This is a genomic window from uncultured Aureimonas sp., assembly GCF_913775355.1.
In the GTDB taxonomy this organism is placed as follows: Bacteria; Pseudomonadota; Alphaproteobacteria; order Rhizobiales; family Rhizobiaceae; genus Aureimonas.
Genome location: NZ_CAJYIU010000289.1, coordinates 1 through 16,165 on the forward strand (window position 1 = coordinate 1; position 16,165 = coordinate 16,165).

Below are 16,165 nucleotides of genomic sequence, written 5' to 3' on the forward strand. Positions count from 1 at the left end.
GGAGAAGCCGGACGGCGGCGACGTCGTGGTCAACGGCACGTCCTGTGCCGGTCTCGACGATGCTGGTCGCACCGCGATGCGTCGCTCGTCGATCGGCTTCGTCTACCAGTTCCACCATCTCCTGCCGGAGTTCTCGGCGCTGGAGAACGTGATGCTGCCGCAGATGATCCGCGGTCTGGCACGTCCGGTCGCGGCCGAGCGAGCCAAGATGCTGCTGGAATATATGCGCCTCGGCCAGCGGATAACACACCGACCGGCCGAACTGTCCGGGGGCGAGCAACAACGTGTCGCCATCGCGCGCGCAGTGGCGAACAATCCCTATGTGCTGCTGGCGGACGAGCCAACCGGCAACCTCGACCCATCGACTTCGAATTACGTCTTCGACGCGATGACCGCGCTCGTGCGCCAGTCCGGCGTCGCCGCGGTCATCGCCACGCACAATCATGACCTCGCCAAGCGCATGGACCGGGCGATCACGTTGCGCGAGGGCAAGATCGTGGATCACGTCCTGCGATAGCGCGGGCGTCGGTCTGCGGCGTGGCAACTCGCTGCACTCGGGCCAAGGGATCCGCCTTCGCTGATGCTCGCGCCGCCAACCTGCAGATTGGAATTTCCGAACTGCATCGGGAACCCTGCGCCATATTCAGCTTTTCCCCGCTCATACGTGACCGTCAGGAGCCCAATATCCTTCGCAGGTATCTGAGGCCGAGCGCCCGCTCGCTCCCATGGTTTCGGACACGCCCCTGATGAAACGATCGTGTGCTTGAGACATCCGACTCCTGCACCGGGGGGACCGGTGCTCGCTACGCCTTCGAATTTTTGGTTAAGCTTCACCTCAAGGGCGAAGACGCGCCTTACGTGGTTTTCAGTCCCTCATCTGCTTGATCGCGCCGCTGTGATCCGGCGCTCTTCGATCGATCAGGAACCTTCAGCGCGAAGCTGAAACCGACAGCCCTCAAGGCCGGCGTCTGGCGAAAGCAGCCGGGATCTAAGCCGATACCTCGCAAGCGAGATGGACCCTTCGAAGAGATGGGATCTCGTCCCACGTGCGGGTCTCCAGTGAGCAGTCCGCCGACCCGACTGTCCGAGCAGTGCGGAGGAGGCCACTTGGAGCCTCCGCGTTGCCACCAACTTCAGAAAGCTTTCACCATATCGCTCGCGGCTACTTGATCTTTGAAGGAGAGTGGAACAAAAAAGGAACTTAGGAACGAAAGGGGAACGACATGCTGATCCTAAAGGAACTCGCTTCGCTGACCGCTCTCTCACTCTTTTTCGCGAGTTTCGCGTTGATAGTCCACATTCTCTGAGGTCCGCTTCGGTCGGATCATCGCTCGCAACGGCGCGGGCGGCTTCTTATCTGGGGATGAGCTCTCGGGGGCGACCGCATCCCCAAATCGCAGGCTGGACTCTGCCCCATGGATTGGAACACTGAGGAATCTTCTGATGCCGCGAGCAGCCCCGAGTCGTTCTACGACGACCTCGGCTATCTCCGGCCAGTTGGCGAGCCGTCCGAGGACGACACGCCGACGATCGAGGAGATCGCCGTGTCCGACCCCGTCGAGCCGATCGCGCAGCCGCGTTTCATCCACCTGCGGGTTCACAGCGCCTTCTCCCTTCTGGAGGGGGCCCTGCGGATCGACCAGATCGTCAAGTTCGCCAAGAGCGATGGTGCTCCGGCCATCGGCATCGCCGACACCAACAACCTCTTCGGCGCACTCGAATTTTCGGAGAAGGCCGCCAAGTCCGGCGTCCAGCCGATCATCGGCTGCCAGCTGGAGGTCGATTTCGGCGATGCCGAGGTCAATCCGCGAGACCGGTCAGGATTTGGCCCCGCGGCGCCGATCGCCTTCATCGCCGCCACCGAGCAGGGCTACGAGAATCTCGTCGAGATCGTCTCGCTGTCCTACCTCGCGCATGACGGCAACGTGCGGCCGCACGTGCCGGTCGCGTGGCTTGAGGGACGTACCGAGGGGCTCATTATCCTAACCGGCGGCCCGTTGGGTCCGATCGGCACCGCGATCGCAGCCGGGCAGGGCCAATTGGCCCGCGCGCGTCTAGAGCGGATGGCCGCTCTCTACGGCGATCGGCTCTACGTCGAACTCCAGCGTCATGGCGGGCGCGAGCGGCGCACGGAAGCCGATACCGTCGCGTTGGCCTACGACCTCGGCCTGCCACTGGTTGCGACCAACGAGCCCTTCTTCTTCTGCGACGAGGACTTCGACGCGCACGACGCGCTGATCGCGGTGGCCAGCAACCGTCTCGTCAGCCACGAGGATCGGCGCCGCCTGACGAAGGATCATTGCCTGAAGAGCCAGGACAAGATGGCGGAGCTCTTCGCCGACCTGCCCGAGGCGCTGGAAAACACGATCGAGATCGCGCGTCGCTGCGCCGTTCGCGTGCGCACGCGCAAGCCGATCCTGCCGCGGTTCGCGGGCGCCGATGCCGATGCCGCCGAGGCGGAGCTTGCGGAAGCCGCCGAACTGCGCCGTCAGGCCGAGGCAGGCCTTGAAGCGCGGCTGGCGTTTCATGGGCCGGCGCCCGGCCAGACGGTCGAGATCTACCGCGAACGGCTGGAGTTCGAGCTGTCCGTCATCGAGCGCATGAAGTTTCCCGGCTACTTCCTGATCGTCGCGGACTTCATCAAATGGGCGAAGGCCAACGGCATTCCCGTCGGCCCAGGCCGCGGCTCGGGCGCGGGTTCGCTGGTCGCCTACTCGCTGACGATCACCGACCTCGATCCGCTGCGTTTCGCGCTCCTGTTTGAGCGCTTCCTCAATCCAGACCGCGTGTCGATGCCCGACTTCGACATCGACTTCTGCCAGGATCGGCGCGAGGAGGTGATCCGCTACGTCCAGGAGAAGTACGGCCGTCAGCAGGTCGCTCAGATCATCACGTTCGGTTCGATGCAGGCGCGCGCCGTGTTGCGCGACGTCGGCCGCGTTCTGGAAATGAGCTACGGTCACGTCGACAAGCTCTGCAAGCTCGTCCCGCAGAATCCGGCCAACCCGGTGACGCTGGCGCAGGCACTAGAAGACGAGCCAAGGCTGCAGGAGGCCCGGAAGGCCGAGGAGGTCGTCGATCGCCTGCTGACGATCTCGCTCAAGCTGGAAGGGCTCTACCGTCACGCCTCGACCCACGCCGCCGGCATCGTGATCGGCGACCGGCCGCTGTCGAGGCTCGTGCCGATGTATCGCGATCCGCGATCCGACATGCCGGTCACCCAGTTCAACATGAAGTGGGTCGAACAGGCAGGGCTCGTGAAGTTCGACTTCCTCGGCCTCAAGACGCTGACGACGCTGAAGACCGCCGTCGACCTTATCGCCCGTCGCGGCGTCACGATCGACCTCGGCGCGTTGCCGCTCGATGATGTGCCGACCTACCAGCTTCTCACCCGCGGTGAGACGGTCGGTGTGTTCCAGGTGGAATCGATCGGCATGCGCAAGGCGCTGATCGGCATGCGCCCCGACTGCTTCGAGGACATCATCGCCCTCGTGGCGCTGTATCGTCCCGGGCCGATGGAGAACATCCCCGTCTACAACGCGCGAAAGCACGGCGAGGAGGATGTCGAGATCATCCACGAGATGATCGAGCCCATCCTGCGCGAGACGCAAGGGGTGATCGTCTATCAGGAACAGGTGATGCAGATCGCCCAGGTCCTGTCGGGCTACACGCTCGGCGAAGCCGACCTCCTGCGTCGTGCGATGGGCAAGAAGATCCGCGCCGAGATGGACGTGCAGCGCGTGCGCTTCGTCGAAGGCTGTGAAAAGGGTGGCATCAAGAAGGCGCAGGCCAACACGATCTTCGACCTTCTCGCCAAGTTCGCGGACTACGGCTTCAACAAGAGCCACGCGGCCGCATACGCGCTGGTCTCGTACCAGACCGCCTATCTTAAGGCGAACCATCCCGTGGAGTTCCTCGCGGGCTCCATGACGCTCGACATGGGCAATACGGACAAGCTCAACGACTTCCGTCTTGACGCCAAGCGTCTCGGGATCGAGGTTGTGCCGCCGTCGGTCCAGACCTCGTTCAAGGCCTTCGAGGTGAAGGACGGGAAGATCATCTACGCCCTCGCCGCCATCAAGGGCGTCGGAGAGCATGCGGTAGAGCATATCGTCGAGCGCCGCGGCGAGGGCGGTGCCTTCGCCAGCCTCGAGGACTTCTGCGCGCGGATCGACCCGAAGATCGTCAACAAGCGGACGCTCGAGCATCTGATCTGCGCCGGAGCGCTGGACGTCTTCGGCCACGACCGCGCGAAGCTCTGCGGCAATCTCGATCGTTTGGCGGGCTACGCGGCCATGGCGCAGTCGGGGCGCACCTCGGGCCAGCACGACATGTTCGGCGGTGCGAACGCGGGACCGGAGCCGCTGCGGCTGGTCGAGGTTCAGGGCTGGACCAGCGCCGAGCGCCTGCTCAAGGAATTCCAGGCGATCGGCTTCTACCTCTCGGCCCATCCGCTGGACGAGTACAAGGCGGCGCTGAAGCGGCTGAAGGTCCAGTCCTATGCCGAGGTTGTCGCCGGCGTGCGCCGCGGACAGACCGCCGGCCGCCTTGCCGGCACGGTCACATCGCGCCAGGAGCGCAAGACGAAGTCGGGCGGCAAGATCGGCATCGTGCAACTGTCGGATGCCTCGGGCCAGTACGAGGTCGTCCTTTTCACGGAAACGCTGATCAACTTCCGTGACATGCTGGAGCCGGGCGCCTCGGTTATCGTCACCGTATCGGCCGAAGATCGACCCGAGGGCATTTCGCTGCGGGCCTCAGGCGTCCAGTCGCTCGAGGGTGAGGCGGAGAAGATGCAGAAGGCGCTTCGCATCGTCCTGCGGGATGCGAAGCCGCTTCAATCGGTGCGCAACCAGCTTCGCCCGGGCGGTGACAGCGAGGTGTCGCTGATCCTTCTGCGGAACGACGGCGAGCGGGAGGTCGAGATCGACCTGCCGGGTCGCTTTCGCGTCTCGCCGCAGATCGCCAGCGCGATCAAGGCGGCGCCGGGCGTCGTCGACGTCGAACTGGTCTGACCGAAGGCCTCAGGCCCCCGTCGCGATCCGTCGGAGCGCGGCTTCCGCCTCGGCCCAGTTCCCGGCGCGGATCGTACCGGTCGGCATCGCAGGCAGGTGCGGCCGGAAATCCGGGTTCGCCATCAGGTGGACGAGGTGGACGCCGGGGACGCTCCGCCGCACCCCTTCAAGATTGGGCGGCAGGTCGTCGACGAAGGCGATCGGTCCGCGCCAGCGCTGCGCCAGTTCGGCGACGACGCCGCCCTTGGAGCGCTCGGTCGCGATCATCGGCCAACGAAGATCCGCCGCATCGAGAAGATCGCGGCGCTGATCGTAGAAGGTCGGGGTCATGGCCGTGAGGAACACGATGTCGGCGACGCCGGACAAACGGGAAAGCGCCGCCCCGACGCCCTCGACGGGTTTCTGACGTTCGCGCTGCTCGACGTAGAGCCGCTCGGTCACGCCGTCCAGTTCATGGCCGGTGAGGGCAGCGCCGGTGGAGATCGAGCGCACGTTGCCCGTCAGCTTGAAGCTGTCGAAATGAAGCTTGGCGCCGTACTCCGCCAGGAGTTCGCAGAACGGCGCGATGAAATGCAGCACCACTTCGTCGATGTCCAGCACGAGAAGGGCCTCGTTCCGCTGCGGCAGATCGGCGACCTGCGGGCCGCGCGTCGCATGCGCCACAGTCACGAAAAGGACTCGGCGTAGGTGTCGCCGAGCGAGCGGCGAGCGGCCGCCACGTCCTGCGGCCGGATGCCAGCGTGCGCTGCGAAGTCGTTCAGCATCGCCTCGTCTGCGATCACGAAGTCGAGGACGCCCGCGAGAAACGCGGGCTCGGAAGCCGCCTCGCGCAGGTTCTCGAGCTCCAGCCCTGTCAGCCGCAGGAAACGGTTGAACAGAACGGTATCGGACGCGACGAAGGACAGGGCCTCGATCGCCAAGGTCGACGCATGGTCTTCGTTCGCGCGTTCCATGTCTCAGCCTTTCTTAACCATGGCGATGCCTCGCACGATGGACGAACGCATATCTACCTTTGTTAAATCAAATTGCGGGTACTTTTGCGAACCGACACAGGAACGGATGCTGCCCGATTCCGCCACGAAGGTTGCGTCAATGACCAAGACCGTCATGATCGTCGAGGATAACGAGCTGAACATGAAGCTCTTCCGCGACCTCATCGAGGCCCATGGCTACCGCACCGTTCAGACGCGCAGCGGCCTGACGGCGATGGATCTGGCCCGCGAGAGCCAGCCGGACCTGATTCTCATGGACATCCAGCTGCCGGAAATCTCCGGGCTCGAGGTGACGAAGCTCCTGAAGGCCGACCCGGACCTGCGACGGATTCCGGTCATCGCCGTCACCGCATTCGCCATGAAGGGCGACGAGGAGCGCATCCGTCAGGGCGGGTGCGAAGCCTATATCTCAAAGCCGATCGCCGTCACCAAGTTCATCGAGACGATCAAATCCTTCCTCGGCGACGCGTGAGTCGCCGCGTCCGGTCGTCCATGAAGTCGCGCGCGACCGCCGCAAGGTTAACCATTCGTGAAATCTTCGTGGACGGGATCTGTCCACCGGATTGATTCCCGTGCGATTCTCGGCAACTCTCGGGGCGTGGGAAAAAGGGCGCAGGCAAGCCGCTCCCTTCGAGTTTCCCCATGGAATGCTCAGGTCCGCCGCATCTCCTGGGTCCCGTGGGGCGGTCGGCCGGCATCTGGTCTCAAACGGTTTCCTCGTACCGTGATCGGATCGCCGGCCGGCCACTTTCCCGTCTCTTCCATGTCCCGCGTTTGAATTGCGTCGCCGCGTCAGCGCCATAAACGCAAAACGCCGCCCCGAAGGGCGGCGTCGCGTGTCGTCCAAGCGAGGGCCGAAAACGGCTTACTTGATCTTTGTCTCGCGGAACTCGACGTGCTTGCGCACGACCGGGTCGTACTTCGTCTTGGTGAGCTTGTCGGTCATCGTACGGCTGTTCTTCTTGGTCACGTAGAAGAAGCCGGTGTCCGCCGTGCTCAGCAGCTTGATCTTGATGGTGGTTGCCTTGGCCATGGTCTTCGGTCCGTCCGTCTATCAATTGTCGTTTCCTGCGCCGCGCGATGCGACGGGTGAGCGTCGCAAGAGGCATGCAGGACAGGGTTCGAGAAGATTCGAGTACCGGACCGGGCTTCGGGCTCGATGCTCGACGGGGCGAACGAGCCGCCTCGACTATCGCGGCGGACACTACGCATGGCGGCGCTCAAGTCAAGAGGGACGCCGCAGCGTGCGGGCACCGATCGCCAGGATGTAGGCCGCGAAGAACACGGCGAGCGCATAGGCGAAGCCGCTCGGGCCGAACAGATCCATCGCGGTCCCGAGCGTCTGCGGGCCGACAAGCATGCCGAGCGAGTAGCAGAAGATGAATGCCGCATTGGCAGCCGCAAGGTCGGCGCCGCCGAGGCGCGAGCCGAGATGCGCGAGACCGACGGTGTAGAGGCCGGCGACCACACCGCCCCACAGGAAGAGGACCATCGCCAGAAGCATCCAGTTCGCATGGAGCAGAGGCATCACCAGAGCGCCGGCTAGCCCGACAGCGGCGAAGGCGAGGAGGAGGTGCCTGCGATCCGCGACCCGGTCGCTAAGAAGACCGAGCGGGATCTGCAGGGCGACGCTGCCGAGGCCGATGACGGACAGGAGACGCGCGGCACCTCCTTCACTGAACCCGATCGACAGCCCGTAGAGCGGAAACAGGGCAAGCCCGCCCGACTCGACCGCCCCGAAGACGAACACGGCGCAGGTGGCGCTCGGGACCACCCAGATATAGCGATGGAACGGCGCCGTCGGCGTCTCGTCCAGAACGGGTGTGCCGCGCGTGGCGACCAGAAGCGGGACGGCGCCCGAGAGAATCATGGCGGCGCCGAGCCCGAAGGGCAGGAAGCCCTGACTGCCGACGAGCGAGAAGACGAGCGGCCCCAGCGCGAAGCCGAGCGCGAGCACCGTGGCGTAGATACCGAGAATCAGTCCGCGGCGGGACGGCGGCGAAACGCTGCTGATCCAGAACTCGGACAGAATGAACATGATGGTCACGGCGAAATGGAAGACAAGACGCAGCGGGAACCACGTCCAGAACGGCTGGAAGACGTAGAAGCCGACCGCCGAGGCGGCCGCTGCCGCGATGGCGAGGAACAGCGTGCCGCGAATGCCGAACCGCGCCGTGAGGTGCGGTGAGGCGGGGGCCGCCAGAAGCGAGGCGAGGCCGGCGACTGCCGTGTTCAAGCCGATCAACGTGGAGGAGATGCCGCGCGCTTCGAGGACGACGCTGAGAAGCGGCAGCCCCAGCCCGAGCGCAAGGCCCACGGCACCGATCGAGGCGATCGCCGCGACGACGCCCGACCATGCCATGCGACCGCCCGTCGGGGCAGCGTTGGCGGTAACCTCTACGTCTGCAGTCATAGATACTCGACGGTATGCTCGCCCCGACGCCGTCGGAAGAAGGGGATTGGAGCCGATGGGTCGTCCTGCGTGCCGGCCTCCAGCCGCCGGAAGGCAGCATCCAGAACCCGTGCCGTGATTTCGGCGACGCGGTAACTCTTAAGCTGTTCCGATCCCACCCATATGACGGTGTCGAATTCGTCGGTCGGTGGCACGGACGGCAATCGTCGATCGACGAGACGGTCCGCCGAGGCAAGGAAGAAACGAGCGTCGAAGCGACGAGGCAGGCCGGGCGGCGTGATCGCTCGTGCCAGCGGCATCAACGCGCGGGGCGACGGAACGACCCCAGCCGTCGCGAAGGCCTCCCAGCCGGGCGGCATGGAGAAGGGCTGGCCCGGCTCGGCGACGAGGAGGCCGGTCTCCTCCTGCGTCTCGCGGATCGCCGTAAGCGCGAGGGCCGCGGCGTGAAGCGGCGTGCGTGCCTTGGGTCTTCCGACCATCAAGCGATCGGCCACCGCGGCGTCGAGGGTGAAGTGTCGCGCCAATGCGACGTCCGAGGCCTCCAGCCGGCCGCCGGGAAACACGAGATGGCCTGGCATGAAGAGATGGCCGGCAGCGCGAACCCCCATCAGGAAGCGGGTCTCGCCGCCCGTGCGATCGTAGATGAGGAGCGAGGCGGCGTCCTTCGGCCGAATGCGCCTCGCAGGTTCGCTCAATGGTCGGCTTCGGCTGGCGCGCCGCCGAACCCGTGCATGCGGATCGCCCATTGCAGGCCGATGGTCGCGCCCTTCAGCGGCTGCAGGAGCACGAGCGAGAGAACGAGCGTCACGGGGATCCAGATCGCCAGATGGGCGGCGAGCGACAGATCGGCCCAGGTCTCCGCCCCCATAAAGAGGGCGACGACAATATGTCCGACGATGAAGACGGTCAGATACGGGGGCAGATCGTCGGCGCGGTGGTGCGAATATTCCTCGCCGCACCGGTCGCATCGGTCGACACTCTTCAGGAACCCGCGGAAGAGCTTTCCCTTGCCGCAATGCGGGCAGCGCATGCGAAATCCGCGCGCCATCGACAGGAGAATGCCACGAGGTTCGAGTTCCGCGGGCTCGCCAAGAGTGCTCATCGTTTCCCTCTCACCTTGCCGGCGACGTTCTTGGCCCGGAACGGACGGTCCGGCCTGCGGGCACGCGAGCGCGCCTTGTGGAACGAGGCGGTCGTGCCCGGCAGTTCACGGGCTTCGGTCAGCATCTCGAGTCGCATCGCACCCGACAGCGGCGCGGCCTCGACGAGCTTCACCTCGACCGTGTCGCCCAGCCGGTAGCCCAGCCGTGTCCGCTCGCCCACGAGCGTATGCGCGGCCTCGTCGTAGTGGAAGTAGTCGCGACCGAGCGTCGAGATGGGCACGAAACCGTCCGCACCATAGCTCGGCAGCTGGACGAAGAGGCCGGCGCGCGTCACGCCGGTGATGCGGCCTTCGAACTCCTCGCCGAGGCGTCCGGCAAGATGCTGGGCGATGAGCCGATCGACCGTGTCGCGCTCGGCGGCCATGGCGCGGCGCTCGGCCTGACTGATCTCCTCGGCGGTCTTTTCGAGTTCCGCCTCCTCGGCCTGAGTGATGCCGCCGGCGCCCAGCCCGAGGGCCTTCACCAGCGCGCGATGGACGACGAGGTCGGCGTAGCGGCGGATGGGCGACGTGAAGTGCGCGTAGCGCATGAGGTTGAGGCCGAAATGGCCGATGTTCTCCGGCGAATAGTTTGCCTGGCTTTGCGAGCGCAGGACCACCTCGTTGACGAGGCTCTCGTGCTCGGTGCCGCGCACCGCCTTGAGGATGCCGTTGAAATGGGCCGGCCGGAGATTGCCGCTTTTGGCCAGCGGCAGTTCCAGCGTGCGCAGGAAATCGCGCAGCGACTCCATCTTGGCGAGCGATGGCGCGTCGTGGGCGCGATAGATCAGCGCCTGCTTCTGCCGCTCCAGCGTCTCGGCGGCGGCGACGTTGGCCTGGATCATCATCTCCTCGATCAGGCGATGCGCATCCAGCCGATCGGGCACCACGACCCGGTCGACCTTGCCCTCGCCGTTCAGCAGGATCTTGCGCTCGGGGAGATCGAGGTCGAGGGGCTGGCGATCGCTGCGCGCGTTCACGAGTGCCCGGTAGGCCGCCCAGAGCGGTCGCAGGACGCCTTCGAGGATTTCCTGCGCCACGCCCTTGTCGCGCCCGTCGATCGCCGCCTGCGCCTCTTCGTAGGCGAGCTTGGCATGCGAGCGCATCATGATGCGGAAGAAGGTGTGCGAGCGCTTCTGCCCCTGCGCGTCAAACACCATCCGCACGGCCAGCGCCGGTCGATCGACGCCTTCGCGCAGCGAGCACAGGTCGTTGGAAATGCGCTCCGGCAGCATCGGAACGACCCGGTCGGGGAAGTAGACCGAATTGCCGCGCAGCCGCGCCTCCGCGTCGAGCTTGGTGCCGGGCCGCACATACCAGGAGACATCCGCGATCGCGACGGTGACGACATGGCCGCCCGGATTGGCGGGATCCTCGTCCGGCCTCGCGTGCACGGCGTCGTCGTGGTCCTTCGCATCGCGCGGATCGATCGTCACGAGCGGAAGATCGCGCCAGTCGGCCCGGTCTTCCATCGTGGCGGGTCCGGCGCGTTCGGCCTCGGCCATCACAGCCTGCGGGAAGACGTGCGGAATGGAATGGGCGTGCAGCGCGATCGTCGAGATTGCCCGCTCCGTCGCCATCGATCCGATCACGTCGGCAATGGATCCTGTCGGCAGACCGCGACGCTGGTGCTCGGCCGGTTCAACCTCGACGAGGTCGCCGTCCTCGGCATCGCGCGTGGCGCCCGGCGGAATCATGTATTCCAGCTGACGGCGCTCGACGGGCTCGACCCGCCCTCCGCCGCCAGGCGTCGTCCGGAAGACGCCGATGGCGCGGGCGGTGCGGCGCTCGAGCTTGCGGATGACCTTGGCGCTCGGTCCCGCGTCGCCCTCGTAAATGAGTTCTGCCAGCACCCGGTCGCCGATGCCGACGGCCGGACCGGACGACGCCCCGCGCAGGGCAAAGCGGGGGCGGGGGCCGCGCTCGTCCTCGTCCCAGCCCGTGGGATCGCCGAGGAGGCCGCCGTCCGCGTCGCGGGAGCGTATTTCGAGGACCCCGACCGTCGGCAGCTCGCCCGGGCGACGGTAGCTCTTCCGACCGCCTTCCAGCAGCCCCTCGGACTGAAGGTCGGCCAAGATGTCCTTGAGGACGTAGCGGTCGTCACCCTTCACGCCGAACGCCTTGGCCAGATCGCGCTTGGTGGCGCGACCCGGGTTTTCGGCAAGGAAGCGGAGCACCGCCTCCCGGCTCAGCGAGCGCGTTTCTCCGTGGGGCTTCGCTCGCTTCGCCATCTCGTTCAGTCCGCCTTCGCCTTGGCCTTGGCGGCCGGCTTCTTCGCTGCGGCAGGCTTCTTCGCCTCGCCGGTCTTGGCCGCCGCCGTTCGGCGCGCGGCGGGCTTCTTCGCACCGTCCTCGCCGTCTGGCTTAGCAGCTTTCGTCACCTTCTTGGCGGGCGCCTTCTTAACCTTCGTGCCGGTCTTCTCCGCGCGCTCGTTCAGGATCTGGATCGCTTCCTCGAGCGTCACGCTCGCGGGGTCTTTGCCGCGCGGGAGCGTTGCGTTGACCTTCCCGGCGTTCACGTAGGGACCGAAACGCCCCTCGCGAACGGTGATCGGCCCGCCGATCGTCGGGTGCTCGCCGAGCGTCGCGAGCGCTGCTGGCGTCGAGCGCCCGCGCGGCCCGCGCTCCTTCTTCTCAGCGATCACCGTCACCGCGCGGTTCAGCCCGACGGTGAGCACGTCCTCGATCGACTCGAGGTTGGCGTAGGCACCGTCATGCTGGAGGAACGGTCCGTAACGCCCGAGACCGGCCAGGATCGGCTTGCCAGTCTCCGGGTGCAGACCCACCTCGCGCGGAAGCGACAGCAACTGAAGCGCCTTCTCGAAGTCGATGTCGGCGACCTGCCAGCCCTTGGGCAAGGACGAGCGCTTGGCCTCCTTGCCGTCGCCACGCTGGACATACGGTCCGAAGCGGCCCGAGCGAAGGGTCACCGGCTCGCCGGTCTCCGGGTCGCTCCCCAGGTCCTTTGGCTCGTTCAGCCCGCCGTCACCTTCGACGCCCTCGGCCTGAAGGTTCGAACCGAGCTGCCGTGTAAAGCCGCATTCGGGATAGTTCGAGCAGCCGACGAAGGCCCCGAACTTGCCGAGCTTCAGGCTAAGCCGGCCTTCGCCGCACCGCGGGCAGGCGCGAGGGTCCGTGCCGTCGCCCTTGTCCGGGAAGACGAGCGGGGCGAGTTCCTCGTTCAGCGCGTCCAGCACATCGGTGACGCGCAACTCCTTCGTGCCGTCGACCTGAGCCGAGAAGTCACGCCAGAAGTCGCGCAGGACATCCTTCCACGCGAGTTCGCCGGCCGAGATGCCGTCGAGCTTGCCTTCGAGATCGGCCGTGAAATCGTACTCGACGTAGCGCTCGAAGAAATTGTGCAGGAAGGCCGTCACCAGCCGACCCTTCGAGTCCGGAAAGAGCTTGCGCTTGTCCTGGACGATGTACTCGCGGTCCTGCAGCGTTTGAAGCGTCGCGGCATAGGTCGAGGGACGCCCAATGCCGAGTTCCTCCATCCGCTTGATGAGCGAGGCTTCGGAGTAGCGCGGCGGAGGCTCGGTGAAGTGCTGCGTCGGATCGACCGACAGCCGCTTCAGCGGATCGTTCGCCGCGATCTCGGGCAGGCGGGCGCTCTCGTCCTCCTCCTCGGGCGTCTCGGTCGGCGCCTTTGAATCGTCGCGGTGGTCCTGGTAGGCGCCGATGAAGCCGTCGAAACGAATGACCGAACCCGTTGCGCGCAACATGGCCTTGCGGCCCACACCGGTCGCCTCGATCTCGGCCGTGGTGCGCTCGATCTCGGCCGAGGCCATCTGGCTGGCGATCGCCCGCTTCCAGATCAGGTCGTAGAGACGAGCCTGATCGCGGTCGAGGAACTTCTCCATCTCCTTCGGATGGCGATCGAAGCTTGTCGGGCGGATCGCCTCGTGAGCTTCCTGGGCGTTCTTGGCCTTGGTCGAATAGAGGCGCGGCTTCTCCGGCACGTAGCGGCCGCCGAAGGTCTTGCCGATCGCGCTGCGTGCGTCGTCGATCGCTTCGGGCGCCATCTGCACGCCGTCGGTTCGCATGTAGGTGATGAGGCCGACCGTCTCGCCGCCGATGTCCATGCCCTCGTAGAGACGCTGGGCGATCTGCATCGTGCGCGAGGCGCCGAAGCCGAGCTTGGCGGACGCCGCCTGCTGGAGGCTCGACGTCGTGAAGGGCGGCGAGGGGTTGCGACGGGTGGGCTTGGCCTCCACCGAGACCGCCTTGAACGACGCGCCGTTCAGCATGTCGCGGATTTCGAAGGCGCGCGCCTCGTTGCCGATCGACAGGCGTTGCAGCTTCTCGCCGTCGAAAGCGGTCAGCCGCGCAACGAAGTCCTCGCCGCGGGGCGTCGAGAGGCGCGCGGCAATCTGCCAGTACTCGTCGGTCTTGAAGCGCTCGATCTCCGCCTCGCGGTCGCAGACGAGACGCAGCGCCACCGACTGGACACGGCCGGCCGAGCGCGCGCCCGGCAGCTTTCGCCACAGCACCGGCGAAAGGGTAAAGCCGACGAGGTAGTCGAGCGCACGCCGGGCGAGATAGGCATCGACCAGCGGCGCGTCGATCTCGCGCGGGTTCGCCATCGCGTCCAGCACCGCCTTCTTGGTGATGGCGTTGAAGACGACGCGGCTGACCGGCTTATCCTTGATGACCTTCTTCTGCTGGAGCACCTCCAGCACATGCCAGGAAATGGCTTCGCCCTCGCGATCCGGATCGGTCGCCAGAATCAGACCATCGGCGCCCTTAACGGCCTGCGCGATCTCGGTGAGCCGCTTCTGAGAGGGCTTGTCGACCTCCCAGTCCATGGCGAAGTCGTCGTCCGGGCGCACGGAGCCGTCCTTGGGCGGCAGGTCGCGCACATGGCCGAAGGAGGCGAGCACCTTGTAGTTGCTGCCGAGGTATTTGTTGATCGTCTTCGCTTTGGCCGGCGACTCGACGATAACGACTTCCATGAGCGAACGGTCCTGGGGAACGGGGCGGGCGCGAACGGGGACCGCCGGAAAATTCAAGCTTCGCTCACATGGACAGGCCGGACGCGTGGGTCAACCCCGCCGCGGTGCCCGAACCCCTTACGGGTCAGGGCAGCAGGCTGAGGCGTCCGCCACTGTGGCGTTCGAGCCGACCGGCGAGATCGAGTTCGAGAAGGACGACCTGCGCCACGCTCCACTCGACCTCCGCATGGGCGACGAGATCGTCCAGCGAGACGGGCGTCGTGCTGAGCGCGCGTACGAGGCGCGACCGCTCGTCATCGCCCGGCTCGTCGAACGGGTGGGACGGCGAAGGCTCCGCGAAGAGGCCGTGACGCGCAACCGAGCGGTCATCGAGCGGGGCGAGCGCATCGAGGATGTCGGCGGGCTCCGTCACGAGCATCGCGCCGTCCTTGATCAGCGCGTTGCATCCGGCCGACTTCGCGTCCAGCGGCGAGCCGGGGACCGCGAAGAGGAGACGGCCGAGCTCGCCGGCGAGGCGGGCGCTGATCAGCGTGCCCGAGCGCATTGCTGCCTCGACCACAAGAACGCCGAGCGACAGGGCCACGACCACCCGGTTGCGGCGCGGGAAATCGACGGCACGCGGCTCCCATCCGAACGGCATCTCCGTCACGAGGCATCCGCCGCCGTCGACGATCCGACGCATAAGCGGGCGATTCTCGGGCGGATAGGGGCGATCGAGCCCGCCGGCGAAGACCCCGATCGTGCCGGTTCCGAGGCTCGCCTCGTGCGCTGCCGTGTCGATGCCGCGCGCCAGACCCGAGACGATGGAGTAGCCCTCGCGGCCAAGACCGTCCGCGAAGAGACGGGCGAGCTTGCCGCCCGCTGCGGTCGCCGACCGTGCGCCGACGATGGCCACCGCCGACCGCTCAAACTGCGCCGTCTCGCCCATCACGGCCAGGACCGGTGGTGCGACATCCGTGCGCAGGAGCATGGCTGGATAGTCGGCTTCTCCCTGGATGACGAAGCGGGCGCCCATGCGCTGCGCAGAGGCAAGTTCCGCCTCGATCGATGCGAGGGGAGCCATCGCGACCTGCCGGCGGGCGCCACCTCGCGCGGCGAGGTCGGGCAGTGCGGCCAGCGCTGCGGACGGGGTGCCGAAGCGGGCAATCAACTTCGCGTACGTGACGGGACCGACGTTCTCGCTGCGAATCAGCCGCAGCGCCGCCAGCCGCTCGGCTTCGCTCAGGACCGGCGAGGCGGCCGCCGGCAACGGGGTCACCCCTTCGACCCGATCTTGCTTTCCGTACCGGCCAGGAGCCGCCGAATGTTGGGCGCGTGCTTGAGGTAGACGAGGACCGTCAGGATGGCCGTCAGGCCGGCGGCCATGATGTTGCCGAGGACGAGGTAGACGACCGGCACGACCAGCGTGGCGAGAAGCGCCGCCAGCGAGGAGAATTTCCAGATTTTCGCCGCCCCGAGCCAGACCGCGGCGAACACCAGAACCCCGATCGGCGCGAAGCCGAGGAGGACGCCGATATACGTCGCGACCCCTTTGCCGCCTCGAAAGCCGAGCCAGACGGGGAAGAGGTGCCCGATGAAGGCGCCGAAGCCTGCTACGGCAGCCGCCGGCGCACCCCAGCGCCAGAAGATCAGCACCGGCACGGTGGCCTT

13 protein-coding genes are annotated in these 16,165 nt (G+C 66.4%); 3 read left to right on the plus strand and 10 right to left on the minus strand.

Going from position 1 to position 16,165, the window contains the following annotated elements; genetic code table 11:
- Both QZ753_RS17755 and dnaE read left to right on the plus strand, forming a co-directional pair.
- Positions 1-517, plus strand: a 517-nt coding sequence (locus tag QZ753_RS17755) for an ABC transporter ATP-binding protein (RefSeq protein WP_294645572.1), incomplete at its 5' end; no start/stop codon positions are given.
- An 898-nt stretch (positions 518-1,415) separates the two neighbouring features.
- The gene (gene dnaE, locus QZ753_RS17760; protein ID WP_294645574.1) at positions 1,416-5,015 is read left to right on the plus strand and encodes a DNA polymerase III subunit alpha; all 3,600 of its coding nucleotides are present in this window, start codon (positions 1,416-1,418) and stop codon (positions 5,013-5,015) included.
- A 9-nt stretch (positions 5,016-5,024) separates the two neighbouring features.
- Here dnaE and QZ753_RS17765 read toward each other — a convergent pair whose 3' ends face one another.
- Together QZ753_RS17765 and QZ753_RS17770 are read right to left on the minus strand one after the other, a co-directional pair.
- The gene (locus tag QZ753_RS17765; RefSeq protein WP_294645576.1) at positions 5,025-5,684 is read right to left on the minus strand and encodes a hypothetical protein; all 660 of its coding nucleotides are present in this window, start codon (positions 5,682-5,684) and stop codon (positions 5,025-5,027) included.
- Positions 5,681-5,968 carry a DUF3572 domain-containing protein gene (locus QZ753_RS17770; RefSeq protein WP_294645578.1) on the minus strand — a complete coding sequence of 96 codons (288 nt, stop codon included), beginning with the start codon at positions 5,966-5,968 and terminating at the stop codon, positions 5,681-5,683. Before QZ753_RS17770 ends, QZ753_RS17765 begins: the two co-directional genes overlap by 4 nt.
- 139 nt (positions 5,969-6,107) lie before the next feature.
- Between QZ753_RS17770 and QZ753_RS17775 the strand changes: the two genes are divergently transcribed.
- The gene (locus QZ753_RS17775; protein ID WP_055885062.1) at positions 6,108-6,479 is read left to right on the plus strand and encodes a response regulator; all 372 of its coding nucleotides are present in this window, start codon (positions 6,108-6,110) and stop codon (positions 6,477-6,479) included.
- A 393-nt stretch (positions 6,480-6,872) separates the two neighbouring features.
- On the opposite strand, the gene rpmG is transcribed toward QZ753_RS17775, so the two are convergent.
- From rpmG to QZ753_RS17815, 8 genes are all read right to left on the minus strand, one after another.
- Positions 6,873-7,040 carry a 50S ribosomal protein L33 gene (gene rpmG / locus QZ753_RS17780; protein WP_090959361.1) on the minus strand — a complete coding sequence of 56 codons (168 nt, stop codon included), beginning with the start codon at positions 7,038-7,040 and terminating at the stop codon, positions 6,873-6,875.
- A gap of 192 nt (positions 7,041-7,232) precedes the next feature.
- Positions 7,233-8,369 carry an MFS transporter gene (locus tag QZ753_RS17785; RefSeq protein ID WP_294645587.1) on the minus strand — a complete coding sequence of 379 codons (1,137 nt, stop codon included), beginning with the start codon at positions 8,367-8,369 and terminating at the stop codon, positions 7,233-7,235.
- Between the two features lie 47 nt (positions 8,370-8,416).
- Positions 8,417-9,115 carry an NUDIX hydrolase gene (locus QZ753_RS17790; protein ID WP_294645580.1) on the minus strand — a complete coding sequence of 233 codons (699 nt, stop codon included), beginning with the start codon at positions 9,113-9,115 and terminating at the stop codon, positions 8,417-8,419.
- The gene (locus QZ753_RS17795; RefSeq protein ID WP_294645581.1) at positions 9,112-9,522 is read right to left on the minus strand and encodes a DUF983 domain-containing protein; all 411 of its coding nucleotides are present in this window, start codon (positions 9,520-9,522) and stop codon (positions 9,112-9,114) included. Before QZ753_RS17795 ends, QZ753_RS17790 begins: the two co-directional genes overlap by 4 nt.
- Complete coding sequence (gene rnr, locus QZ753_RS17800) at positions 9,519-11,792, minus strand: ribonuclease R (protein ID WP_294645582.1); 2,274 nt, start codon at positions 11,790-11,792, stop codon at positions 9,519-9,521. Before rnr ends, QZ753_RS17795 begins: the two co-directional genes overlap by 4 nt.
- Positions 11,793-11,797: 5 nt before the next feature.
- Positions 11,798-14,515: a type I DNA topoisomerase gene (topA, locus tag QZ753_RS17805; protein WP_294645583.1), complete on the minus strand. Its 2,718-nt coding sequence runs from the start codon at positions 14,513-14,515 to the stop codon at positions 11,798-11,800.
- Positions 14,516-14,639: 124 nt separating this feature from the next.
- The gene (gene dprA / locus QZ753_RS17810; protein WP_294645584.1) at positions 14,640-15,773 is read right to left on the minus strand and encodes a DNA-processing protein DprA; all 1,134 of its coding nucleotides are present in this window, start codon (positions 15,771-15,773) and stop codon (positions 14,640-14,642) included.
- Positions 15,770-16,165 (minus strand): glycerol-3-phosphate acyltransferase (locus QZ753_RS17815; protein ID WP_294645585.1); only part of this gene is annotated, 396 nt, incomplete at its 5' end. The genes QZ753_RS17815 and dprA, both read right to left, overlap by 4 nt.